Consider the following 24,995-nt stretch of genomic DNA (forward strand, 5'->3'; position numbering starts at 1 on the left):
AATTAAATCAACTGAAACACTGAATGACTGGGCGACAAATCTACTATTAACGCTTCCGCCTGACAGGTTTTTCTAGTTCTGAATCGACTGTAGGTTGGCTAAAACGTTTTAGATAGGATTGGAAAATGGCGTAGAGGAGAAGTGAGGCAACGATGGTAAAGGGAGCAATGGTAAACCAATTGTTCCAGAGCGATCGCCAGATTTGTCCAAATACATTCGCGTCGGTGAGTTCGCGGGTTTGGCGAGCATTTTGTAAAAACTCCAGGCTGTAGGCTTGGGGATCGTAGGGCGAGGGATTTGCGGTATTGGCTTTAATTAATACCGTGTCGTTTTTGAGTTGATAAAACAAATCGTCGCGGCTGAGTAAATCGCGCACCTGTGCTAATCCTTTGTCTGTTTGTCCGCTTAAGGTGAGTAAGACACGATCGGCGTTCCAGGGTGAGACAATTTCTTTGATTACGCCCTGTTCGTCAGACAAGGTTTGGAGTTGTGCCTCGTTAAGCTGGCGCGAGAAGAGTGCTTTTAAGTTAAACCCTCCGGATTCAAAGCCTTGGGTGAGAGGAAGGTTGTTTCGGGTGCCGATGGCGATGAGATGGCGATCGTTGCGAATCGGGTTGGGTAATTTGCCCTGGTACACATCCAATTTGACGGATTCAGCCCGACTGATGCGGCCTAGTCGTTCGGACAGTTCTAGCATTAACAACAGATCGGCAGACGTAGGGTTTTCGGGGACTGCGATCGCCGTGCGAGACAAATCCTGCGGAGCCGCAAAGGGAAACCCATATTGCAATAGTTGCAGATCAGGAACTTGGGCAAGTGTGTCACGTTTGAGGTCAAAGTGAGTGTCGTTGTGAAGGGTCGCCCACAGTTGTTGATCGGTCGCACGATTGCACGATCGCCGTTCACGAGGATCAAGTTGAAACCGCACCTGAAGCTTAGAAAATGGCTTGATGCGATCTTCTGGTAGCGTTAAGCGCATGGTTTGCCGCACGGCTCCTTGGTCAGAGTCAAGGCGATTACCCTGCACAGCAACTCCATCCAGTTGCACTTCCATCATGGAGGTGAGTGGGTTGACCTGGGGACTATAACTAAAGCGCAAATCCACTACATTGCCCGGCTTAAAGCGATCGTCTGGCAAGGCACGAAAATCGATTTCGATCGGAGGCGCTTCGGCCCCGCGCACAGTGACATCTGAGAATGGTTTGTTGTCAAAATCTCGAAGATCACTCAGGTTAAAGGAATTCGTCGTTGGCAAGTAGGCTGGCCATTCTCGTAGGGGCGGCGTGGGCACTTCGTCTACTGTCTGAATGATCAGGGTTTGTCCAGTTCCTAGTTGACGATCGCGGGCTTGAATCAAAAACTGTACGGCTTTAGCAACCCCTGCTTCCCCATTGCCCGTTGCGACTAAAACCAGCTTTTCGGTTTCTACTTTAGTCCAGAACAAAACACCGACATCGGCAGGAAGAGGCTGTTGTTTTTGATCCAGAATTTGCCCATTTTTGAAAGCGATCGGTGCTTTGAGTGTAGTTAATATGGGTTGAGTTTTGGGTGTCCCAACAATAACTAGTTTCTCATTGGGTTGTAGGGGGTCAGAGGCTTTTAACAAGCGAGTCTCGATCGGGCGAAATTGAGCCAGTCGTCCCAGTGAGGCTTGTAGTCGCGCTGTGGTTGTCAGCCAGGTTTCATTCATCTGGTCGGGCAACAGATAAGAAATCTGGTTTGGTTCTAGACTGAGCTTGTCATAGAGCGGGTAGGGATAGCGGTTAAAGTCTAGCGCCACGGGCTGTGGCTCAAAGTCAAACACCAGTTTAGAATCGGGCAGTACCTCAGTCCACAATGACGGATCAAAGGGATCTTGGGTACAGGTGGGGGAGTTGTTTTGCAGAGCCGCAATTACAATTTCGTTGTAGTCCTGCAAAATGCGAGTCGGCACATCATACACCGCATCAGCTAACTCACCTTCTTTACGATTGAGAGGCACACTTCCAACGCTGGTGCCGTTAACCAAAACAGTGAGATTCGATCGGGTTGCATACAACGCTGGAGAATGTCGAAACCGCAGCATCACTTTTGCGGATTTAGGTTGCCAATTTTGCGGGCGAGTCACCTGTAGTCGCGCTTCGTCATAGATGCCTTGAAGTCGGAGGCGATGTCCCACGATCGGGCTACGATTAAACTCCAACACATACTGACCCGCTTTAGCTGGCTGAATGAATTCTGTTGGTTTGACGGTTCCTGGCTGAGGATTTTCTTCCTGGGGCTGTATGGGTTCTACATTGGGCGACTTGGGAGGTGGCATCTCAGTCGCTGCATCGGGAGCGGTGTCGGCGGCAGGCTGATCGGGAGGTGGGGTCTGAGCCTGAGCGATCTGAGGTGGGGTGACGAATAACTGCCAGCCCAGTGAGCTAAGGAGTATTCCTAAAATAAAAGCATTAAGGATTCGCGATCGCCGATTCATACCCCACTCCTCTGATAGACTCTGTTACCGTCTCTGTTGTTTGTGCTCACTAGCCAGAGGAATGGTTGATTCCCCCTCTCGCCTGCCACCTGTCGCTGTCTCAACCCCATACCTGATATCACATTCATTCTGTTAGTCACCTTCATTCCACAATCCATACACCCTCGACATCACCGAACCACAAACAATTAGACAGAAGTCGCCACAGGTCAAATTGCCATTCCTAGTACCGTTCCCAGGCGGGTTGAAATCCTCGTCGCTTGAGGCGATCGACTTCTAGCTGGATAATGCGATCGGATAGCTGAGAATCTGGTGTTGCTTTCGCCGCTCGTTCAGTTTGGATAGTTCGCAACTGGTGAAGGGCCGAGAAGGCTTGATCTTGGGCCAGATCAATTTCAGCTAGAATCCGTCGGGTCTCCCAATCTGGTTTCAGCGCTAGAATCTTGCGATACAGTAGTCTGGCTTCGTTTAATCGCCGTTGTTGAAAGCGCACTCCACCCAAAGCACTCAGTGCATCTAAGTTGTCAGGCTGACGCTGCACGATAGTTTCATAAGCACGACTCGCCAGATTGAGATCGCGCAACTGTTCGCCTAGTTCACCCTGGATAAAGTAAGCAGTGATACTGTCAGGGTTGCGTTCAATCATCTGACTAACGCGGGATTTTGCCTGTGCCGGATCGCGCATCGCTAACACTTGAATCAATCGCCGCTGAATGGCTAAGTTATCAGGATCAATCGCCAGCAAGGTATTGTATAGGTCTTCTCGTTGGGGAGCAGCAGGTAAAACGCCGACTAAGCTGAATAACTCAGGGGGGGGATCACTCAGTTGAGCTTGCGATCGACTCAGCCATTGATTTAATGCAGCTTCTGCGTCTACTTGAGTAATCCGACGAGCGCGGTAAGCCAGCCCAACCTGACCCAGCCTGATCTGCTCATCCTGCGGGTTTAGCATCAATAGTTGGTCATACGCCTGCATCGCTTCGTCAAACCGTCCCTGCTGCTGTCGAATGCCAGCTAATCCGAGTAGAGCCTGTCTGCGAATTGTCGCTTTGGGATTACGAGCAACTAAGGCTTCGTAGCGTTGAGCACTGACATCTAGTTTTGCTTCCCGTCGTTCAACTTCAGCTAGTAGCAATTCAGTCGTGAGATCCTGCGCCCCGATCGCACTGCGCTGATAGGCTGCGATCGCTCCCTTAGCTGCCCCAAAATCGCCCGTTTGCAACAGCATTTGAGCAATTCGATAGTTGAGAAATGGCACATCCACACGATTCTCTAGTAGGGACTGATAAACAGGCAACAGGTCAGCATCCGGAGCTTCTAACTGCGCCAGCGATCGTGCCAGGCTTTGCTGCTCTGCGACACTCGTGGGTAAGGGTTGCAACAAGCTCTTTAACTGCTGGCTCAATTCACGCCGATTGATGGTTCCTAGCTGTCGCTGTAAGCCTAATTGTTTGATGGTCAGACTGAGATCCGGTTGAGCAATCTGCTGATAACGCTGCAATGCTTCGGCGCGGGTGTCTGGCAGTTCACTCAACACATCTGCAAATTCGATCGCTAGCCCCCTAGATGGACTAGCCTCCTGCTTTAGCGCCAGACGATACAGGTCGATCGCTTGCCGAAGTTGTGTAGTATCTCCGGTTTGACGAGCGATCGTACTCAGCGCTCTTGCTAATGGCAGGGTTGCCTGGGGGTCGGTGCGGAGCGGTTCTAAGACTTCTGCGGCTCGATTGGAGTTACCTGCGAACTGATACGCCAAAGCTAAAGAGGTTCGCAGTTCGGCAGAGGATGTTGCGGTCAACCGGGATTCTAAAAGCTGAACGGCGGCGGCTGGATTGCCCGTTTCGCGGAGGGCTGTCGCATAGGCAGGTAGCGCATTATCTGGCACCGTTTTTCCGAGTTTGCGATAGCGATCAAATAGCCTCAATCCCTCCTGATAATCACCGCTAAACGTGTAGATTTGCGCGGCTCCCAAAATCACCTCTGGTTTAGGACTGCGGGGCAGCACCAGTTGATAATCTGCGATCGCTTCGGTAAATCGGCCCTGATAGCCCAGTAGTAGCGCCCGTTGCGATCGACTTTGATCATCGTTCGGATTTAGCGCTAACAGCGTCGTCAGGGCTTCGATTCCCTTTGCCTGCCAAACCGGACGATAGCTTCCCAGAATGCCTACAGCGGTCAAGGCAGCGCGATTTTGAGGATCTAACTGTAATACCTGCTGATAAGCGTTCCAGGCGTTGGCATCCTGTCCAGCTTTTTGATAAGCGATCGCTAACCCCAACCGATCATCCAGCGATCGAGGATTCCTTTGCAAAGCTTGCTCAAAGGCTTTGATCGCTTGATCCACCCAACCTTTGTTTAATAAGGTGTAACCAGGACTTGCGGGTTGAGCCAGAATTGGAGTGACGGTGCCCAGTGTTAGAATGCTCGCGATCGCAACACTCAACAATCGATAATTGAGCCAGGAAAGCTGACCAGACGGTGCAATCTTCTCTCTAGTAGATTGAGTCTTTTGATGCTCAACGTCTTTGATAACGTCTTTGATATTGTTCATCTTCTCCCCCGTGGACTCACATCAAACTCTGTTCTCAAGCGAAACCCAACCACCGTTTCTGAGAATTCATTTCGTTGTTGAACCATCACCCCAGCCCGCAAAAACTTAGACACTCGCAGGTCGTAATAGACCTCTAAGACATCCGGAACTTTGGCATCCGAATCGCGACGCAGATCTTCGTTGGATAACTGTCGTCCGTAGCCAATCCCCAGGCGATCGTCTCGTCCAAACAAATCTAGCCAGGTCACCCCAAAACTGAAGGTATCACCGCCCTGCCCCAGCGTCATGTTGTCATAGCGCCCATAGCGCCCAAATAAGCCCATTTTTAACTGTGGGATATAAACTTCTGCATTGATTCCGTAAGCAGTCTCTCGATCGCCACTGGCTAACCCAAAACCATCGTCGCGAGGAAACTGAAAAATCTCCCGAAACCCCGTCCGCCGTCCAGCATCTCTAGAAGATACATAGGTGCCCCGAATGATAGCGGGCCCCAACCGCACTCCCAACTCTCCCGCAAAGCTATCTAAAGCAAACTGGCTCAAGTCGCGGTTCGCCGAAAAGGTTGCCGCCTTGACTTCGATATTGTCGGTCAGATTCCAGTTGGCCAGCACTCCAATCCGCGATGAAACTCCCGCCGCACTTAAAGCTGGATTGGTTTGAAACGCTAGATTAAAAAAGTGACTCGCGCCATCTTTGGCGAAACTGTTGCGATCGAAGTAGGAGGTTAAATCCATTAGTCCCACCACAAACCGCAACTCTGGCAGGTTGGCAGGCGAGGTGGCGAAGTACAACTCGTTGAGGTCTAATCCCGTTCGGGGTGAATCAGCAAAAGCATTGCCAGTTGTCAGATCCACGACTGCCCCAAACATAGAATGAGGCGTAATGGCATAGGTTCCTGTTACCCTGGCTCTCGCTGACGATTCACTTCCTTCCTGTTTGAAAACGCCCTGTAGTTGAATCGAGGGCCGTCCCAAAATTGCGCTTCCCTGCCGTCGGACATCCGCTGAAGGCAACGGTTCTGAACTGGCTTGAGCCAACATTGAACCATCAGGCAAGCTAGATACTGTGGAATCTGCACCATTTGAGAACCCGACAAATCGCTCACTGCCAACATAGCTTGTCATATTAGCGGAATCGACCCAAGGCGCACTCGTCGATCGCTCTGGCGGCAGTGTCATCAACCTCGACTCTCCCATCCCTCGAACATCGCCCTGCGCCAGGTCTAATTCTGTCTGTGGCAAGCTACCGCGTGACTCTATGACTGCCCCAAACATAGAATCAGGCCGACTCGAATAGGTCGCCATCACTCTGGTGTCTAGCCTGGGATTGTCTAACTTAGCGCTATCTAATGAATCATTCTTTTGTTTATAAACGGACTGAGATCGAGTAAATGGCGTGGCTGGGCTGTTCTGGGATTGGACGATCGAAGGTGGAGATTCTGCATTGGCGATCGCTGTTTCGTCAGGCAAAATAGACGCAACAGAATCCGGACTAGTCACCTCATCTGAGAAGCTAGCGAATTTCTCACTGCCAAGATGGTTAGTCAGACTCGCTGGATTGATCAAAGGCGCATCTTCTACCAGCTCCGGCGGCAGCGTTGCCAACACTGGCTCACTCAATCCACTAATCCCCGCTCCCGTGAGCGCTAATAGCCCACCTGCTCTAAGCCACAATAACCGATTCAGCCTGCTAGCGTGAATCGAGCGTTTAACCTGAGAATACATACTTTCTCCTCAAAATGGCATGGCACACACAATCAGTTATTTAGAACCGATCGTTAGAACTGAATTCTGGATGTGTGTCATCTAAAAGTCAGTGAATTTGACGTACAAGAAATTTGGCGTTTTTTGCAGAGAGACGGTTTCTCTCAAGCTAAAATGCCGGATCAGCAGGGATTTAGGTTGACAAACTCAGATTTGGTCATTAACCCAGCAATCATAGAAAGTGCAGTCCTGATCAGGTGAGCATTGCTCACAAAACTCTGCGGTTGATGGCAGTTACGGAGGGTAGGCTACAAAATCCATGTATTTTCAACAACTGGGGTAATAATAGCGCGGGTGAACACTGCAACTTTAGCCAGGATGACGTGCAACTAAAAATCTGAAGCCCCTGATTTTCTGAACCGACACAATCAGCAGCCTAGATTGTCGGTACAAGCCCATTAAATCGGTACAAGCACACTAAAACGAATGATTTGCGAACCCTGGTTGGACTGATTCAAAAGATATGCTACCTATAGAGGATTAAAGCCCTGCTAAGTATTGATGCAGACTTATTATCACATCGGTTGCTAACCGCCCAAAGGTGTTTAGACTTTTGAGGTGACATTTATTTCACTAATCCGCATAAATGATTGCACATCAGGAACATCTGCACCTGATCAAAGCTTCAAAATGGTTGCATTCGTCAACGAACAAACGTTGGGTCAATCCCTTCAGTAGTACCACCCACTTGCATCCGACATGTTACTGAATTCATTACCTCAATAGGACTGGTTTGTGAGACATTAATGAAAATCAATGATTATTATGAAGATCAGATAAAGCGACTAGTTTAACTCCGGAGTTCTAGTACGGAGTCGTCCCGTGGTACGTCAACCCGTCTGGCATGATTGTCCAATCGATCCAACAGTTGCTCAAATCAGTGTCAACAAGCTGTGCTTTGTGAAAATTGGCATAGCGAATATCTGCACCCTTGAGATTAGTATTAACTAGTTTGGCTTCAATTAATATCGTTCCGTATAGGCTTGCATCCTGCAAATTAGTCTGATCAAATCGCGCCCGTCTAAAGTTTGCATCGCGCAATTCAGTGTTCACAAATGTTGTATTTTTGAGGATCGTCTTCGTCAGGTTGATGTTGAGAAGCTGCGATCGATTGACATTGGCACCCGTCAAATCAGCTTCTCGAAAATCTGCCCCTTGAGAATTGACGTTCTGAAGGTTGGCACCTCGCAGGTTAGCATGACTCAAAATAGCGTTGCTAAATTGACTGCGACTAAAGTTGGCTCCTGCTAAGTTTGCATTTTTCAAATTAGCGTTGGTTAAATTCAAGCCACTCAAATCAACGCCACTCAGATCACAACCGATACATTGATTAGTGTCTAACAGCGTCTGCCGATTCGCCGCTTTAGTGGGGGCCACCGTGGAAGCAGATGACTGTACCACAGAGGAGTCAACTGGCTGGGCAACCAGTGTTTGATCGAGCGATCGTCGCAACCAGAATGCTGCTGATATTGAAGTGGTCAGCAAGATGAGTGCAACGAACAGAAAACGTGAAGTCATAAATTTTACCCAACACTAAGCTCTCAACTGGCAAAGGTTTCGATCGCAAGATGGCTTGAACGATATTAGAGGAGGTTTGAAAAGTTTCATTAGGGTTCAGCAGAACAGGCTGGTCTTCTCAGATTCCAGGAAGTCTACTCAGTAGAAGGCACCAACAAGACACTGAGAAAAACTGCTTTCACTATATCTAAAAACAAGCTAGTAACCCTGATCAGCAGGGCTAACACAAGGAAATTTTATAATTGAACAGTTTGTCTAACGGGTTTGTGTTCTTTAAGCTGTGTTTTACATAGTAGAGCATTGAACGCAATTCAACCTTTCTAGTGGATGCATTGGTCGAGTCTTCTAACGCGATCGAGGTAACCTGTGCTTGCAAAAAGTTCTTTTTTTGTTGGGAGGTTCCGGTTTCTCTCAAAATCCTCCGGACTATTGCAAGATGGGTTCGTAACTTTGAGAGTGTCTTTCTGAAAAAAATATTATCTCTGTGCTCAAATTTAAAGTAGGTCAGCTTAATTAACCTGAAGGTAGAACCCTTTACCCATCTATCATGCAGGATTACGGAGCGTCTTCAATTTAGTTCTACTTTGCGATTTAATGCAATGTGCAACTTCAAATTCATCTCCATCGCGCTATTGACTCCCTCTCAATGCCTCCTTATGTGAATCACCCATCATGGACAAGTCCTTATTTAAGAAATTCCTGTTGCCTGGCATTTTAGTTGCTTGTGCTACTTTTTCGGGATTAATCTTCACATTGACATCGAGGCAGTCAACGCTCTTTTTAGCCGAAACAACCCCATCGCAGGAGGGCACTGTTCAGCGGCTATTAACAAATGAGCGTAAGGAACTTGCGATTCGCCATGTTGGGGTGTCTATTATTTTGAGTGTCGCGTCTGGAATAGCCACCATTGAAATGCTCAGAAGGTGGTATAAGTTTCAAACAAAAATTCAAGAAAAGTTGCAGCAATTTGAGGTCACCCAGCATTTTGTGACGACAGAAGAGGTTGCCACACCTTCATTCCTCGCTAATGATTTCCTCGATTCTGAAAAAGACACTGCCCTACCAGAAACCTTTAATCTAGACTTGCCACCAACGATTGTTCTAGACGAATCTTCTGATGTTGCAGTCCTTGCTCCCCAAGCTGAGCCAACTAGCTGGAATGATGTTGCCTTCTTCCGTTCACCAGTCTTTAACGCAGTAACCTCTAATTCAGCAGCCTCCCACTCACAGACCGAAGGGGTCGTCGCTGAACGCCATAGTTTTGCCCAGAATGGGTCTCGATCGGTTGCTCAACCCTCGATCGAGATGCCAATTTTAGAATTACAGCCACCCTACCAGACTCATCGTGTGACCCTGCCTGGTTCTTCCCGTTATCAGTTTGCCATCTTGTTTGATGACCAGTCTTATTGCCTCGTCAAGTTAGAGAAGACGCGCGAGAATGCACTCAAAGTTGCAGCCTTGTTAGCTGACTTACATCAGCGGGTCATTATGACTAACACCAAGCGAGGGTATGCGATTTGGACTTGGCAAGCTCAGGCAAATCAAAAGTTTGTCCTTTGAGCTTGTAGTAATTGCCAGAAATCTCCTAAGAACTGTAAATTTAGGAATGAGACTTAAATAACTTCGACAATTGTAGAGCCTCGGATCGCCCTCCTCACGAAGTGGGGCGAAGCCCTCGCCAACCCTTCTCCCCAGGGCTACCGTGTACACACAAGTTGATTGATCCGTCATTGCCGAGACCCTTCGCCCCCTAAATCCCCCAAAATTGGGGGACTTTGAGCTGTCGTCCTGGCTTTGAACTTTGGAAATCTTTCCTTGGTCAAAGTCCCCCAGAATGGGGGATTTAGGGGGCTGAAGCCGATTGAAACGAAGCGATTCCGGACTTGTGTGTACACGGTAGCCCCAGGGAGAAGGGAGCCAGATCTCTTGTTCCCTCTCCTTGGGGAGAGGGCTAGGGTGAGGGTGAAATTTCGGAGTTATTTAATCCACGATCCTTAGTAAGCCCAAAGACTGGGTTACATTGAGCTTTGTGAAACGCACCGCTTTCAAACGTTAGTGGTGTGTTTTGCTGAAAGTGGTTGTTTGCGATCGAGCTTTGAATCCAGTTTCCCCCCTTTTTAAGAGGCTAGGCGAATCTCATGAGTGTCCTACTAAAAATGATTATTTGCGATCGACTAATCCTGATTGCACATCAAGTCTCTTCTCAAATAAAGATTGGTTTTTCCTGAAGTTGGGCTGGAGTTCAGTAGAGATACTAATCATTGTTGAGTTGTTATAAAGGTGCTAGAAAAATACTAACAACGGCGTATGAAGTTCAGCAAAAATGCTGGAAATTTTGAGAGAAAATAGCAAGAATGATGGTAACTTAGATTTTAGAGAATTCAACCCTGGCTGTTGGAACGAGATTTTCAGGGAACTAAGGGCTTTTACCACTACAAGGATTTTGACTCAAACACCTAAAGCCACCGAAACTCTACCAGGGTGTTTACATCGATGCAGCTACCACAGACAAGATTAAACGTCGATCGTGTGCCTTTGACGAAAGTAGTTACGGCTAGAGACATCCCTTCATAACTAACTCAATAATGCAGAAAAGCATCCTGAGCATCTGTTTGGAAAGTTCGGCTGATAACAGAATCTACTAGATCCCCTTACAAAAGGAGACAGTGAATTCGGTTCCTGCTTAAAGTCCTACCGTGTACACACAAGTCGTTGTCGCTTCGTTTTAGTCGGCTTCAGCCCCCTAAATCCCCCATTCTGGGGGACTTTGACCAAGGAAAGATTTCCAAAGTTCAAAGCCAGGACGACGGCTCAAAGTCCCTCACTTGTGGGGGATTTAGGGGACGAAGGATCTCAGTAATGACAGATCGATCAACGTGTGTGTACACGGCAGGCTTGAAGGCAGAGGCGATTTTAATAGAAGGAACTCCCAAAAATCTTGATTGTTCCGATTTGCTTTGGGGCAAGTTTTCACCATCCATCTCAAGAATCATAGTTTCAAAATTCTTTTGCTCCAGCCCTGCTGTTTTTGGGGCGCTGAGTCTCTATCACATCCAAAAACTTTCTCTTAACAATGTTTACTCCCTCCTCTGTGAAATCGATAGAGCCTCCGATCGCAACTTACAAAGTGGAGACGACTGATGAACTAGCAAGACATATTCAAATTTTTACTCGTGAGAAAATCTCAGGGCGGCTCGACTTGAGTGCTCCTAATAGCGAGGGAGCCATGTGGAGTTTGTTTTTTCGACTGGGTTGTCTAACCTGGAGTGCTGGTGAAATGCATCCGCTGCGCCGTTGGAATCGACAACTCTATCAGCACTGTCCGCATTTAGTCGCTGACTCTTTTGAACAACAAACAGGCCGTCCTCAGCACTGGGACTATAAATCTCTGATCAACCAGGTAAAACAGGGAAAAATTCAGCAAGGAACGCTGGCAGCGATCGTCGGAGGTAACATTCTAGAGATCCTGTTTGATGTCATTCAGGCAGAACAACACCCCCATCAACCTTCAGCAATGAAGCTGGACTACTACAACAAACTCCCTCAAGAACTCATTCATTCAACATTGGTTTCGATTCAAGCTGACCGGGCCTGGCAGCACGCAGAAAAAGCCTGGGCAATCTGGCAACAAGCAGGCTTGGTTAACTTTTCCCCTAACCTGGCTCCGATTATCTGGGACGAAGAGGGACTGCGACAGCAAACGTCTCTACTTGCCTACCACAACCTCTCTACGTTTGCCGATGGCAGTTGGACACTACGGGACTTGGCTATCAAGCTAAAACAACCCCTGGTGCCCTTAACACAGTCTCTCATGCCCCACGTTACTCAAGGGATGATGGGGCTAACGCTGGTCAACGACATCGCCTTTCAGGTCAAGCCTAGTAAAGGGCCTTTGGTTGCCTACATTGACGACAGCCGATTTGATAGTGCAACAATGGAGCGCATTCTAATCCCGGCTGGCTATCGGTTCATCAACATTCGCGATTCAGTACAGGCGCTACCAATGTTACTAGAACACAAACCTGACCTGATCTTTTTGGACTTACTCATGCCAGTCGCCAATGGCTATGAAGTGTGTGCCCAAGTTCGTCGCATCTCAGCGTTTAAAGAGACTCCAGTGATTATTCTCACGAGTAGTGACGGGATTGTCGATCGCGTGCGCGCAAAAATTGTTGGCTCTTCGGGCTTTTTGGCAAAGCCGATCGAGTCAGACAAAGTGCTATCTGCATTACGGCAGCATTTATCAGTTTCCTCCGTAACATTCTAATCAGGGTGCCGATTTGAAGAACGTTGTATTACGAGAACATTGCTCATGACTACGATCCTTTTAGTTGAAGATAGTTTGACAGAAACCACAGTGCTCACCTACTACCTTAAACAAGCAGGGTTAGCAGTAATTAGTGTGACTAGCTGTGAAGAGGCTCGAATCAAGCTTGGCTTAAATAAACCAGATCTGGTTATTCTCGATGTGATCTTGCCAGGTCAAAGCGGGTTTGAGTTGTGCCGCGAACTGAAGACACAGGCGAGTACTTCACAAATCCCGGTCGTCATCTGCTCAACCAAAGGAACGGATGTCGATAAGATGTGGGGAGCCATGTTGGGGGCTGATGCTTACCTCCCTAAACCTGTAGACCAGAAAGAGTTTACGAACATCATCCTTCGTTTAACGGCTGTTTAGGAAGCCACTCTACAATGCAATCCTTTGATTTAGTACCTACCATCAGTAACCTGAGCGCGCTACTCTTAGCGCCTCCTCCTCCAGACACTCGTCAACGGCTGCTCTGCTTTCCTCTGGGGACTCAAGATAGTGTGCTCCTGCCTCTAGAACAAATTACAGAAATTCTCAGTCTCGATCGCTCAGGAATTTTACCCGTTCCCGAAATGCCAGACTGTGTAATGGGAATCTGTAACTGGCGAGGCGAAATGCTTTGGCTAGTAGACTTTAATAACTTTGTGGGTTACCCCTCTCCGCTATTCGCGCACTCGTTGGATGCGATCTCGGTCATTGTGATTCAGATCAATCATCAGTCGATCGGGCTTGCAGTTCCCCAAGTCGATGACATTCAGCTACACGATCTCCAGCAACTCCAGCCAGCGACGATCGGGTTATTTCCGCCTAAGCTATTGCCTCTTGTTCAAGGTACGCTACCTGGGTGCAGCGATGCGGTCTTAGATCTCAAAACCATTGTTCATTGCCCCCTATGGAAAAAACACCCAGGCGGAGAGGGTTGAAGTTTTTTGCTTTATCCGCTTCTCCAACCGTCCGATTTGTGAGGCAACTTGTGGGTAGTGACCCCTCACAAGTGCCAGACGTGACTGATACACACCCTGATGTCAGCTTGACTACCCAGGAAATAAGGCTGGAAGCTGATTCCCACACTTTTCAACTAGACGATCTCGATGATTCACACCGTGAGCGGGCTGATGCAAGTTTGACTGCTCAGGAAGGGGAAGTTTCCCATTTTTCTCAACTAGACGATGATGCACAGACACCAACAATCATGCAAAAACTAGAGCAATCTGAATCAAGTCACAATCCTAGTTACGAGATTATCCACCCACCTACCTACGAGACGATTCATCCAATGCCAAACTCGATCCATAGCGGCGAGACACTGACCGAAAACGCTGATCACTCTGCTCTGAGTTGGTTAGTTAACATTGCTGACCAGATGCGCCATGCTGAAGCAGTAGAGCATCTATTTGAAATTACTGTGTCTGCGGCTCGACAATGTTTGCAAACCGATCGAGTACTGATTTATCGCTTTGAAAATAACCAACAGGGTGTTGTGTTAGCTGAGTCGATGGTTAACGGCTACACGCCCAGTTTGAAAGAGTTTTTACCTGCGATCGCGTTTGGAGCCAAACAAGCACAAGATTATCAACAGCAAGCCTTTATTGCTCTAGAGGATCAAGAATCTCTAACTCCTCATCAGCTTCAGCTACTAGAACGGTTTCAGGTGAAAGCTAGTCTTAGTTTCCCAATCTGGGTCGAGGAGCAGCTCTGGGGGTTATTAGTTGCTCAACGCTGTGCTGACTCGCGCAAATGGCAAGCGTTTGAACTAGATCGACTTAACCAAATTGCTAAAGAACTGAGACTCCATCTTCAGCCTGTCGTCGCGCGGGCCCAAAAGCAAAAGAAAGTTGAGCAAGACCGGATTATTACAAGAGTTATCAATAAGATTCACCAGTCTCAGGATGTGTCCAGTGTCTTTCAGACGACGACTCACGAAGTTCGGCAGCAGTTGAAGTGCGATCGCGTCGCTGTCTATCGCTTTAACCCTGATTGGACAGGTCAGTTTATCTCAGAATCAGTAGGCAAAACCTGGACTGCACTGGTCGGACTTAATCTGGAAACCGCCTGGAATGATACCTACATGCAAGAGACGCAGGGCGGCCGTTATCGCAACCATGAATCGATCGCCATTGACGATATCTACAACGCAGGTCACAGTCCCTGTCACATTGAGATTCTAGAAGGGTTTGAAGTCAAAGCTTATGCCATTGCCCCAATCTTTGATGGAGACACCCTGTGGGGCTTGCTGGCTGCCTACCAAAACTCAAAACCACGCCATTGGGAGCCGACTGATGTCAGTTTGCTGGTTCAAGTTGGTCAGCAGTTTGGGCTGGCACTTCGACAAGCAGAATCTTTGGAGCAAGTACGATCGCAATCCATCCAGTTAAACCGGGAAATCGAACATGGGCAAGCAATCACCGATGTCATCGACAAACTGCGCCAAACCCTGGAAGTAGATGCCATCTTCAAGACGGTCACTCAAGAGATTCGCAGACTTCTCAATGTCGAGCGGGTAACGATTTACAAGTTTCGCTCAGACTTTTTTGGCGACTTTGTAGCGGAATCAGAGGCTAAAGGCTTACCGCAACTGGTCGGGAGTGGTTGGGAAGACCCTTACCTTCAGGAACACAAAGGCGGTCGATTTCTCAATAACGAACCCTTAGTGATCGATGATATCTACAATGCAGGTCTCACCGACTGCCATATAGAAGCTTTAGAGAACTACAGCGTTAAAGCTTGTCTGGTGGTTTCTATTTTCCACGGGCAAGAGCTTTGGGGGCTACTGTCGGCGTTTCAAAATAGCAAGCCGCGACATTGGGAAGAGGAAGACATTCGGCTAATGATGCGCGTGGCGGCTCCTTTTGGGTTTAGCTTACAACAGGCGGAGTACATCGAACAACTGCGAACTCAAGCCAAACAGTTGGCAAGAGCCGTCGAACAGCAACAGTTTACCGCCAAGGTGGTTGAGCAAATTCGGCAGTCGCTTGATTTAGAGAAGACCTTCAAGACCACTGCTAGAGAGATTCGAGGCTTTTTGGAAGTCGATCGCGTTGCTCTGTTCAAGCTCTACCCTGAATCTGGCTACACGATCGGAGAAACCATCGCCGAGAGTGTTAAACCCGGTTTTGTTTCAGCCCTGTCTATTAAGGTTGAAGACCACTGTTTTGGCGATGGATTTGCAGAACACTACAAAAAAGGGCGAGTCTGCGCGATCGATGACATTTACAATGCAGGGCTAACGGATTGCTACATCGAAGTACTTGCCCAGTTTCAAGTAAAAGCCGATCTGGTCGTAGGCGTTCTTAAAGGTGGGGAACTGTGGGGCTTGTTGTGTATTCACCATTGCAGCGAACCTCGACATTGGCAAGAAACAGAAATTGAATTTATCAAACAGATTGCCGCTCAACTCGGCGTTGCAATCCAGCAGGGAAATTATGCCCAACAGCTAAAAGAACAATCGCAGCAGTTAGCAGAATCAGCCCTACAAGAGAAGACCGCGAAAGAGCAGCTTCAGCAAGAAGTCATTCAAGTCTTGATGTCAGTCCGACCCTCGTTAGAAGGTGATCTGACGGTTCGCGCTCCGGTTACAGACACCGAAGTTGGAACGGTTGCCGATGCTTACAACAATACTCTAAACAGTTTGCGACAAATCGTTATGCAGATGCAAACTGCCGCCAGTCAAGTCACCCAGACAACTCAAATGAGCGATACATCTATTACAACGCTGACTGCTCAAGCTCAAGAACAACTCCACTCAATCGACCAAGCTCTCCAACAAGTGCAGACGATGGTTGACTCAACAGGAGCAGTGGAAATTAACGCCCAGCAAGTAGAAGCCGCAGTCCAACAAACCAACCAGACTGTTTTGGCGGGGGATGCTGCGATCGACCGCACTGTCGAGGAGATGGAAGACATTCGAGAAACCGTTGTAGAAACCAGCAAGCGGCTCCAGCGTCTGAGCGAATCTTCTCAAAAGATTTCTAGAGTTGTCAGCTTGATTGGTAACTTTACGACTCAGACCCAACTACTGGCACTGAATGCGTCGATCGAAGCCACACGAGCCGGGGAGTTTGGGCGAGGGTTTGGCGTAGTTGCCGATGAAGTGCGATCGCTGGCTCGACAGTCTGCGACGGCTGCTACCGAGATTGAGCAGCTTGTTCAAGAAATTCAGGCAAGCACGGCTGAGGTGTCTACTGCAATGGAGGTCGGAATTCAACAGGTGGAGTCAGGAACCACGGTTGTGAATGAAGCTCGGCAAAATCTAAATGAGATTGTCAGTGCGACGGCTCAAATTAGTCAACTGGTCACAGGCATTACTCAAGCCACTCAAGCCCAGACTCAGCAGTGTCAATCAGTGACCCAAACAATGTCGAAGGTAGCCGCGATCGCTCACAAAACCTCTGAAGATTCGGTGACGATTTCTGCATCCTTTAAGCATCTCCTGGCAACGGCTCAAGACCTGCAATCTAAGAGTGAACAATTCAAAGTCAACTAGCATATTGGACTTCTATCATGTCCCTAGACCCTACCATCCGCGAGCAAACCTATCAATACTTTCTCCAAGAAGCCCCCGAACTCCTGCACGCGATCGAAGAAGGCTTGTTGAGCCTCAAAGAAAACTGGGGCATCAATCAAGTCAACAACCTGATGAGAGCTACCCACACTCTCAAAGGGGCTGCGATGAGCGTAGGCTTGGAGACTATCTCCGTTGTCGCTCACTCTTTAGAGGATATCTTTAGAGCGCTCTGTCAGCCCAATGTCTCCCTTGATCTGGAGGCCGAAGCGCTACTGTTTGAGGGCATGGAGTGTCTGCGCCTGCCGCTCATGGCTCAACTCACAGGCAGATCGGTTGATGATGCTGAAATTCTCGATCGAGCCGCCACCATTTTTTCTCAACTACAAGGGAAACTGGGAGACTGTTTTGGTCACGAGGCTTATCTGCCGACTTCAACTGATTTGGGCTTTGATTTGACGCAATCTTTGTTTGAAGTTGGAGTCACCCAGCAGCTAGAGCAAATCAAGACGGCGCTAGACAGTCAATCACCTGAGAAAATTGCCACGACCCTGCACACTCAGGCTGAAATTCTCTTAGGGTTAGCCGAATCTTTGAATCTAGCTGGGTTTGGGGCGATCGCGCACACTGTTCTCACCGCTTTAGACAATCACCCGGAACAGTCTGTGATCATCGCTCAAACTGCGTTAGTAGACTTTCAAGCAGGACAGGCGGCTGTACTCGCGGGCGATCGCAGTCAGGGGGGCGAACCTTCGATTGAGCTACAACAACTAGCAAATCTTCCGCCTCGTGCGAATACCTTCTCACTAGAGGCTGGACTAGAAAGCAATGAGTTGTTAAGCGAAGAACCAAACGCGCCTCTTTTAGAAAGCATCTGGGGAATGCAGTCTACGACAGACGAGCCAGCGATCGAGCTAGGAAAACTCATGGCCTCATCAGAGGTCAGAAGTGAGCAAGCTACCAAGGAACACGCTTCTTCCCAACCAGAGCGATCGACGACTTCTCTCAATTCCTGGTCTCAAAAAGATTCAGCTTCACTGTCTCCTAGTGTGCGAGTGAGCGTCAAACATCTTGACCACCTGAATTACTCAGTCGGAGAACTCGTCACCACCCAAAGTCGTCAGGTGCTCCAGACCGAGCAACTACAGTCTGCGAGTAAAACGCTGCTCACCCAAATCAAGCAGCATCAACAACTCCTCAACCAACTTCAAAATCAGTCTGACCATCAGGTAACTTTGCTAAAACAATCGCAAACCGGGAACCCTACAACTTCTCGTTCAAGGTCTTCTAAAGCGGCCCATAGAGCTTCTAAGAAAGGGAAGGTACACCAAACTCGCTCTGATTTCTTAGCGCGGGACTATGGGAGTAATGCTGCGTTGATTCAGACAATTTTGGATCACGTTGTGCAGTTGGCAGAAACAGCGGATGCCATTGATTTGTTAACGCGCGAGTCTAATCAAACGCTCGAAAAACAACATCAACTGCTAACCTCTACTCAGAGTGCTTTGATCGAAGCCCGAATGCTACCGCTGGGCGAGATTTTTGGTCGCTTTCCTAAGACTTTGCAACAGCTAGAAACTCTGCACAACAAGCCCGTCTCGCTAAAACTACAAGGAAACGACGTTTTGGTAGACAAGGCGGTTGCTGAGAAGCTATTTGACCCCCTGCTTCATCTAGTTCGCAATGCGTTTGACCACGGGATTGAGGCTACCCAAGTTCGCCAACAGCGCGGTAAATCAGAGAAAGGGCAGATTAAAATCGCTGCTTACTACCAGGGAAGGCATCTGGTGATTGACGTGCAGGATGACGGAAATGGACTAGATTTTGAGCAGATTCGACAACGTGCGATCGAGCGACAACTCCTCTCATTCGATCAAGCACATCGTCTCAATCCAACTCAACTAGCCGATTTACTGTTTGAGCCAGGGTTTTCTACGGTGTCTCACATCAGTGATTTGTCTGGGCGCGGTGTTGGGCTGGATGTTGTGCGAAGTCAGTTACAATCTCTGCGCGGGTTAGTAACGGTTGAGTCTGAACTACATCAAGGAACTACGTTTAGGTTACAAATTCCGCTGAGTCTAACGATCGCTCAATTGTTTGTCTGTGAAGTTGGCTCCAAAACCTATGCTTTGTTAGATGATGCCGTCGAGCAAATTCTACTTCCGCTTGCTAGTCAGATTCAGGAGCGCAATGGGGGTAAGTTTCTCCGCTGGACTAAAGGCACAGATGAGAAGGTCGCTCCTATCTACTCGTTGACAAGCATTCTGGAGTATGATGCAAGCCCAGCTTCCCAACCTTTTCAGTCTCCTGCTCTTACTCAGTCAGTCAATCCTGTGATTGTGATTCGCTGCCAAGACACGCTGCTGGGGTTAGAGGTCGATCGCTTAGTCGGCGAACAACAGTTGGTTATTCGTCCTTTAGGAACCATGATCGGGTCACCAAACTACCTGCACGGAGCCGCTGTTTTAGCTGACGGACGATTGGCCTTAGTGATGGATGGGGCGATGTTGCTGCAAAAAGTGTTTGATCAGCAGCGCGACATTGGAATTGAGAACAGTTGGGCAATGTCTACGGTTGCGTCACTTCCAGAAAACAGGCAGCGATCGCTGCTTCAATCTCAGTTCACGTTTCCAAACCTCCCAGCTTCAGATACCAGGTCAGACACGCGCATTCTAGTAGTAGATGATTCCATCACAACTCGCGAATCTCTAACGCTGACGCTGCAAAAAGCGGGCCACCGCGTGTTTCAAGCTCAAGATGGTTATGAAGCCCTTGAGCAGTTTCAACGTCAGTCTGAGATTCGCTTGATCATTTGTGATGTTGAAATGCCTCGAATGAATGGATTTGAGTTGCTGAGAAGCCGACAACAAATCCCTCAGTTAGCAGACATTCCGATTTTAATGCTGTCGTCTCAGAGTGGTGAAAAACACCAGACACTCGCCGCACAATTGGGAGCAACCGCCTATATGGTCAAGCCTTATATGGAGTACAAACTGTTAGCAATCGTGTCAGAGCTACTAGCCAGAAATGTACTCAATGCTGTATCCGAGCGAGGATAGTCTGAAACCGATGCAAAATGAGTCAAAAGCGGAGAAGTTTATTGCATTTGCTGTGGAGGATTATGATCTGGCGCTGCCGATCGCTGAAGTTCTGCAAGTGGTCAGGTGTCCTCTCAGCACAGATCCCAAAGTCGGCAAAATGGGGCTAGTGCAGATTGGTCAGCACATGGTTCGAGTTTTAGATTTGCACCAGCAGTTAGGAGCAGAACCGACCTCACGGCCTTTTTTATTGATTGCACACAGTTTTCCAGGAGAGTTTTGTGCAATTCCAGTCTCTGAGCCACCGAGTTGTATCGAGTTTTTGAGAGAGAACATGCAGCGACTACCACAGTCTAGCCCGTTGTCTGGTGTGCTAGCGATCGCGAGTCATGCGCTGGTCATCCCCCAGGAGGAAACGACAACAACTATTCTTCTACTAGACATCAAACGAATCTTAAACATGACCACTCCCGCTCTTGCGCCAGGTTAAAGAACTAGATGAGTTTGTTCACTCTGCTTATAGACTCGGCTTGCCCCGTCTAACTTCCAAGGCCTTGAATTTGCAGGTGATACTTCATCTCAGATTGTATGCCGCCTGTTTGTTTGAAACTACCAGAGATGGGGGCGGCGTAACTAGACAGGGAACTGGCAACTAAGGCAATGTGACGATCGCTCACTGCTAACCCATGCGTCGGATCATAGCCTCGCCAACCTGCTCCCGGTAGATACACTTCTGCCCAGGCGTGGAGGTGACGATCAGCGCTGTCCAAATCGCCTTCTTGATAGCCGCTGACAAATCGGGCAGCCAGTCCGATCGCTCGACACACTTCGACAAACAAAACAGCGAAATCTCGACAGGAACCTTTCTTCTCGCTCCAGGTGACTCCGGGTGGGGTGGGTGCGCCTGTTTCGCGGATCATGTATTGGCAGTTTTGGTAGATGCGCTGATTGAGTTCTCCTAAAAATTGAATCGGGTCGCTTTGGGTGGTTTGCTGAATCTCCTGGGCTAGTTGCAGGGCGATCGGGTCGATGGCGGTGGGGTACTTTAACCCTTGTCCGATCAGATAGGGCTGAAGTTGGGAGAGCAGTGAGGAAGGATAGTCGATCGGCAGTTTGAGTGCCCAAGACTCCATCAGATAGTTAAAGGGATTGCTTTGATGAGTGATGACCTGTGATTGAACTGTGATCGCTAGGGAGTCTGTAAGCGTTTGCGGAAACCATAGTTTGATCAGCGTGTTGCCATCCAGGTCGGTGATGTCCGATCGAGACAACGGGGTGGGAGTGACGGTCAGCATGAACATTTGCAGGGTTTGCCAACCATCCGATCGCGGTCGCAATCGCACCAGATGAGGCTGCAACATCACAGGCTGACTGTAGGTGTAAGTGGTAGTGTGAGTGATTTGGTAAAGCAAAGAGAGAAGGGATGAGGGATGAGGGATGAGGGATGAAATGGGTAGTTTGTGATCGCTGAAGGTGGGACGGTGTTTCTGGGATTCAACCCGCATTTTTTATCCGATCGGCTCCAGTGCAAAGAATGTCTCAAAGATCTTTTTACCGACATCGTTAGTGCGTCCTTGTAGATTGTCGAGAAATTCATGAAGGCCAGTGTGAACGATTTCGTCGATCGTGATGTAGTCTAAGTCCGATCGCAATCTTCCTAAAGCGCGTTCGACCGGACTGTTCCACGTTCCCGGTGGCGTGCCCGTGATTTCGTGGAGCGATCGTTCGGCTTGCTGGATGCAAAAACGAATCGATCGGGGAAATTCTCGCTCTAAGACCAAAAATTCTGCAACCGACTGGGGCGAGATGCGGTGGAGTCCTCGTTTGCGATACATCTCGTAGGCGCTGGCTGATTTGAGCAAGGCCATCCATTGCAACTCATCCAGAGTGGTGCCGACATCTTTGACCGACGGGAGCAAGATGAAGTATTTCACATCGAGGATGCGGGTGGTTTTGTCGGCGCGTTCGAGAAATCGTCCAATTTGCCCAAAGTGCCAACCTTCGTTGTGGGTCATGGTGGCGTTGCTGACTCCGACAAAGAGATGACTGGCGAGTTTGACTTCGACAAAAAAGTCAGAAAGATTAGACAAGGACTGATTCTCTGAGGCTTCTTTGACCAGGAAATAAAAGGCGTTAACCTGCTGCCACATTTCGGAGGAGATGATTTCTCGCACCGATCGGGCGTTGTCTCGTGCGGACTGAAGGCAAGACAGGATTGAGTTGGGATAGGCGCGATCGAAGGTCAAAAATCGGATCACGTTCTCTTGGGTGGCTTCGCCGTACCGTTCTTTGAACAGGGGCAAGTCTCCGGTTGTCATCACCAACGGTTCCCATTGTTGTCCCAATCCCAAAGGCGAATCGAGCAGCAGGGTCAAATTCACATCAATGAATCGAGCAATGTTTTCGGCCCGTTCGACATAACGATTGAGCCAGTAAATTGAGTCAGCAACGCGACTAAGCATAAGAGAGGTTGGAGATGAGATTTTTGCCGATTGGTTTATCGTAAAGGACTGTTGGCGCGACCCCTTGCGGGTAACTTGAAGAGATCGCTCCTCAATTCGAGAGTTTCGGGATGGGTAAAACCGTAAGCTACGCCACTTCTTCTAACTCAGGAACGTGTTCAGCTTCATAGTTTTCGATTAAGACACCGATTACATCCATCATCGAAGCAAGGGGATGATCTTCATTTTCGCCGACTTGATCAATCAGACTATCAAGTAGTTCGACTAGGCGATCGTATTCCTGTTCGGTATGAGGAACAAAAACTGTCTCTGCAATGGATGACCAGGCAACAATTGTTTGATCTAGATTAAGGTTTTGCATTATTCTTCCCACCTATCATCATCGTATTCGCCATGAGTTAATACAGCTCGAATATAAACTTTTTTGCGATTGTAATGAATCGCTGCAATGAGTCTAACTTTGTTACCTCCAATATTGAAGACATTTAATTTCCCGACTTGATCGGCAGATGGAAAGAGTTCACGAAGTTCAACGAATGAATCAAATTCATCTTGCTTAATGAACTTATACCACTGAGCCAGAGCGTTTTTTGTATCTGGATGCAGTTTGGCAAATTCATTAAGCCGTTTGCGTGTCATCACATGCATGTTAGTTTGCTCATGCGTCCTCCATTTTTGATTTTACATTTTTAATTGTTCCTGTACCCATGTTCGGAGTTACTCGTCGGGGTCGTTGAGGGAGCGTCGTGCAGCAGTTTGAGAGTTTTGGGATGGGTAGAATATTGGTGAGGAAAGCTTCAGACATTTGTTTCTTCAGAAGTTGTGTTAAATCCTTTGATGATTTGACGAATCTCATCTACTTCTATATCTGACTGGTCAGACTTTGAGTAAATGTCTAACAAAACAATCAACTCAGTAGATACGATCCAGTAAATTAGACGATAGCCACCACTTTTCCCTTTTTGACTGTCGCTGTTTTTGAGCCTCACCTTCATAACTGTGGAACCAATACCAGGAATTTGATTTCCTAGAGATACTCCAATTTGCAATTGCTCAAGAATGGGCTGAAGATCAGCTCGAATTTGGCGATACTTCTTGACTAATGCTTTCAGCTTATGTTGAAACTCAGGAGTCAGTCTAATCTCGACCAAGGGTGCGTCGTCAGTCAACTTCAATACCCTCCCAAAGTTGAGAAAGAGGTAGGGTTTGTCCGGTTACTGCTTGCTGCCAAGAGTTACGAAAGCTTTCTGTTGAAAAGTTTGTATCTGCTTCCGGCGTGGCTTGATTTTCCAGAGAATGGGTTTGTTGAATGATTGTGGATAGTGTTTTTAGAAGTTCAAGCTGCTCTGTGAATGAAAGCGACTGAGCGAGATTAATCGCTTGTTGAAGTTGAGATGTCATGGCATGTCCTCCATTTGTAATTCTATAGTTTGAATTTTTAATTGCTCCTGTGCCCATTGTCGCAATTGCTCGTCGGGGTCGTTGAGGGAGCGTCGTGCAGCAGTTTGAGAGTTTTGGAATGGGTAAGCAATTAACCTTTCCAGTTTTCCTTTGCTCTAGAAAAAATTTCGTCCAATTGCTGCTCTTCGTAAATCTGACGAGAAATTTCTACAGAGTCGGTTGAGTTTTGGTTGATCAAAGCTAGAAAGCGTAAAGTAGCTGCCATGCCTAGCTCTTTCTTGAGAGCGGCGATCGGTTTGACTCGAAGTTGAGTGTCGTTCATAGTTGGGGTAGAGTCCGTCATGGGCTTTCTCTCCAAATATAGTTAACTGGATTCATGGCTTCACAGGCTAATGCAAGTTTTCTGGCTTGCCGTGAGTTGCTCGATCGCACAGCAGTTTAAGGATTCTAGGATGGGTGCGATCGGGGGTATAGCAATTAATCTTTCTTGTAAATGTCACCTCTATTGCCAATGACATACACTTCGATATCACCAGAGGCGATATCAACTGTGAAAATCAGTCGAACTTTGCCAATTCGGAGCCTGTAGAAGCCTTCCCATTTCCCTTTCATCTGTTTGATGTCAAGTTCTGTAAACGGAATGATGCTTTGTTCTTCAACAACAATCAGCAGTTGATTCAGACTTGCTTAAATTCGGCTGAAGGTGCTAGGGTCAGCCTTCTCGATAAATTTGACTGCTTGTTTACGAAGCTTGATTGCCATGCTTCACCCACGCTGTCATATCAGTCGCTTCATCTTCGTTATAATCAGCGGGCGAACCAAACTCGGCTTCTAGTTCTGCTTGTTCGGCATCATCAACATAGGGCACCAGGATTTTGCAGAGCATCAATCGCTCCTCTCGCAAAACTTCCCGCATGGTTTCTTTGATTAACATCTTCAGTTCTTGAATTTCCACGGTTTCATCCACTAAATTAAGTTTGCCTTTCTGCGATCG

20 protein-coding genes are annotated in these 24,995 nt (G+C 48.0%); 7 read left to right on the plus strand and 13 right to left on the minus strand.

The features are described from left to right. Positions 1–46 precede the first annotated feature (46 nt). The 4 genes from ACKFKF_RS00165 to ACKFKF_RS00180 form a co-directional block, all read right to left on the minus strand. Positions 47–2,458, minus strand: a complete 2,412-nt coding sequence (locus ACKFKF_RS00165; protein ID WP_446865836.1) for a cellulose biosynthesis cyclic di-GMP-binding regulatory protein BcsB — start codon at positions 2,456–2,458, stop codon at positions 47–49. A 223-nt stretch (positions 2,459–2,681) separates the two neighbouring features. After that, a complete protein-coding gene (locus tag ACKFKF_RS00170; protein WP_446865837.1) occupies positions 2,682–5,009 on the minus strand; it encodes a tetratricopeptide repeat protein in 2,328 nt (775 codons plus the stop codon). Beyond that, on the minus strand, positions 5,006–6,733 hold the full coding sequence (locus ACKFKF_RS00175) for a hypothetical protein (RefSeq protein ID WP_446865838.1): 1,728 nt from the start codon (positions 6,731–6,733) through the stop codon (positions 5,006–5,008). Before ACKFKF_RS00175 ends, ACKFKF_RS00170 begins: the two co-directional genes overlap by 4 nt. A gap of 843 nt (positions 6,734–7,576) precedes the next feature. Further along, positions 7,577–8,290 (minus strand): pentapeptide repeat-containing protein, encoded by a 714-nt coding sequence (locus ACKFKF_RS00180; RefSeq protein WP_446865839.1) that lies wholly within the window; start codon positions 8,288–8,290, stop codon positions 7,577–7,579. 672 nt (positions 8,291–8,962) lie between these two features. On the opposite strand from ACKFKF_RS00180, the gene ACKFKF_RS00185 reads away from it, so the two are divergent. The 7 genes from ACKFKF_RS00185 (at position 8,963) to ACKFKF_RS00215 (ending at position 20,628) form a co-directional block, all read left to right on the plus strand. After that, positions 8,963–9,850 (plus strand): hypothetical protein, encoded by an 888-nt coding sequence (locus ACKFKF_RS00185; RefSeq protein WP_446865840.1) that lies wholly within the window; start codon positions 8,963–8,965, stop codon positions 9,848–9,850. Between the two features lie 1,531 nt (positions 9,851–11,381). After that, complete coding sequence (locus ACKFKF_RS00190; RefSeq protein WP_446865841.1) at positions 11,382–12,557, plus strand: response regulator; 1,176 nt, start codon at positions 11,382–11,384, stop codon at positions 12,555–12,557. A gap of 45 nt (positions 12,558–12,602) precedes the next feature. Further along, a complete protein-coding gene (locus ACKFKF_RS00195) occupies positions 12,603–12,968 on the plus strand; it encodes a response regulator transcription factor (protein ID WP_446859274.1) in 366 nt (121 codons plus the stop codon). Between the two features lie 14 nt (positions 12,969–12,982). Next, the gene (locus tag ACKFKF_RS00200; RefSeq protein WP_446865842.1) at positions 12,983–13,522 is read left to right on the plus strand and encodes a chemotaxis protein CheW; all 540 of its coding nucleotides are present in this window, start codon (positions 12,983–12,985) and stop codon (positions 13,520–13,522) included. After that, entirely contained in the window at positions 13,519–17,082 is a 3,564-nt protein-coding gene (locus ACKFKF_RS00205; RefSeq protein ID WP_446865843.1) for a GAF domain-containing protein, read from the plus strand. Before ACKFKF_RS00200 ends, ACKFKF_RS00205 begins: the two co-directional genes overlap by 4 nt. Before the next feature lie 17 nt (positions 17,083–17,099). Beyond that, on the plus strand, positions 17,100–20,159 hold the full coding sequence (locus ACKFKF_RS00210) for a response regulator (RefSeq protein ID WP_446865844.1): 3,060 nt from the start codon (positions 17,100–17,102) through the stop codon (positions 20,157–20,159). After that, complete coding sequence (locus tag ACKFKF_RS00215; RefSeq protein WP_446865845.1) at positions 20,137–20,628, plus strand: chemotaxis protein CheW; 492 nt, start codon at positions 20,137–20,139, stop codon at positions 20,626–20,628. The genes ACKFKF_RS00210 and ACKFKF_RS00215 overlap by 23 nt, the downstream gene beginning before the upstream one ends. A 49-nt stretch (positions 20,629–20,677) precedes the next feature. Here ACKFKF_RS00215 and ACKFKF_RS00220 read toward each other — a convergent pair whose 3' ends face one another. The 9 genes from ACKFKF_RS00220 to ACKFKF_RS00260 form a co-directional block, all read right to left on the minus strand. Further along, positions 20,678–21,643 carry a transglutaminase family protein gene (locus ACKFKF_RS00220; RefSeq protein WP_446865846.1) on the minus strand — a complete coding sequence of 322 codons (966 nt, stop codon included), beginning with the start codon at positions 21,641–21,643 and terminating at the stop codon, positions 20,678–20,680. A gap of 3 nt (positions 21,644–21,646) precedes the next feature. Beyond that, a complete protein-coding gene (locus tag ACKFKF_RS00225; RefSeq protein WP_446859268.1) occupies positions 21,647–22,600 on the minus strand; it encodes an alpha-E domain-containing protein in 954 nt (317 codons plus the stop codon). A gap of 127 nt (positions 22,601–22,727) precedes the next feature. After that, positions 22,728–22,961 carry a hypothetical protein gene (locus ACKFKF_RS00230; protein ID WP_446865847.1) on the minus strand — a complete coding sequence of 78 codons (234 nt, stop codon included), beginning with the start codon at positions 22,959–22,961 and terminating at the stop codon, positions 22,728–22,730. Further along, entirely contained in the window at positions 22,961–23,248 is a 288-nt protein-coding gene (locus ACKFKF_RS00235) for a type II toxin-antitoxin system HigB family toxin (protein WP_446865848.1), read from the minus strand. The genes ACKFKF_RS00230 and ACKFKF_RS00235 overlap by 1 nt, the downstream gene beginning before the upstream one ends. A 149-nt stretch (positions 23,249–23,397) precedes the next feature. Continuing rightward, positions 23,398–23,769: a type II toxin-antitoxin system RelE/ParE family toxin gene (locus tag ACKFKF_RS00240; RefSeq protein WP_446865849.1), complete on the minus strand. Its 372-nt coding sequence runs from the start codon at positions 23,767–23,769 to the stop codon at positions 23,398–23,400. Continuing rightward, the gene (locus tag ACKFKF_RS00245) at positions 23,762–24,058 is read right to left on the minus strand and encodes a hypothetical protein (RefSeq protein ID WP_446865850.1); all 297 of its coding nucleotides are present in this window, start codon (positions 24,056–24,058) and stop codon (positions 23,762–23,764) included. Before ACKFKF_RS00245 ends, ACKFKF_RS00240 begins: the two co-directional genes overlap by 8 nt. 73 nt (positions 24,059–24,131) lie before the next feature. Beyond that, positions 24,132–24,344 carry a hypothetical protein gene (locus ACKFKF_RS00250; RefSeq protein ID WP_446865851.1) on the minus strand — a complete coding sequence of 71 codons (213 nt, stop codon included), beginning with the start codon at positions 24,342–24,344 and terminating at the stop codon, positions 24,132–24,134. Positions 24,345–24,478: 134 nt separating this feature from the next. Beyond that, positions 24,479–24,613, minus strand: a complete 135-nt coding sequence (locus ACKFKF_RS00255) for a type II toxin-antitoxin system RelE family toxin (RefSeq protein WP_446865852.1) — start codon at positions 24,611–24,613, stop codon at positions 24,479–24,481. A gap of 130 nt (positions 24,614–24,743) precedes the next feature. Beyond that, the gene (locus ACKFKF_RS00260) at positions 24,744–24,956 is read right to left on the minus strand and encodes a hypothetical protein (protein ID WP_446865853.1); all 213 of its coding nucleotides are present in this window, start codon (positions 24,954–24,956) and stop codon (positions 24,744–24,746) included. Between the last annotated feature and the right edge of the window lie 39 nt (positions 24,957–24,995).

The sequence above is a fragment of the Phormidesmis sp. 146-12 genome, assembly GCF_052939495.1.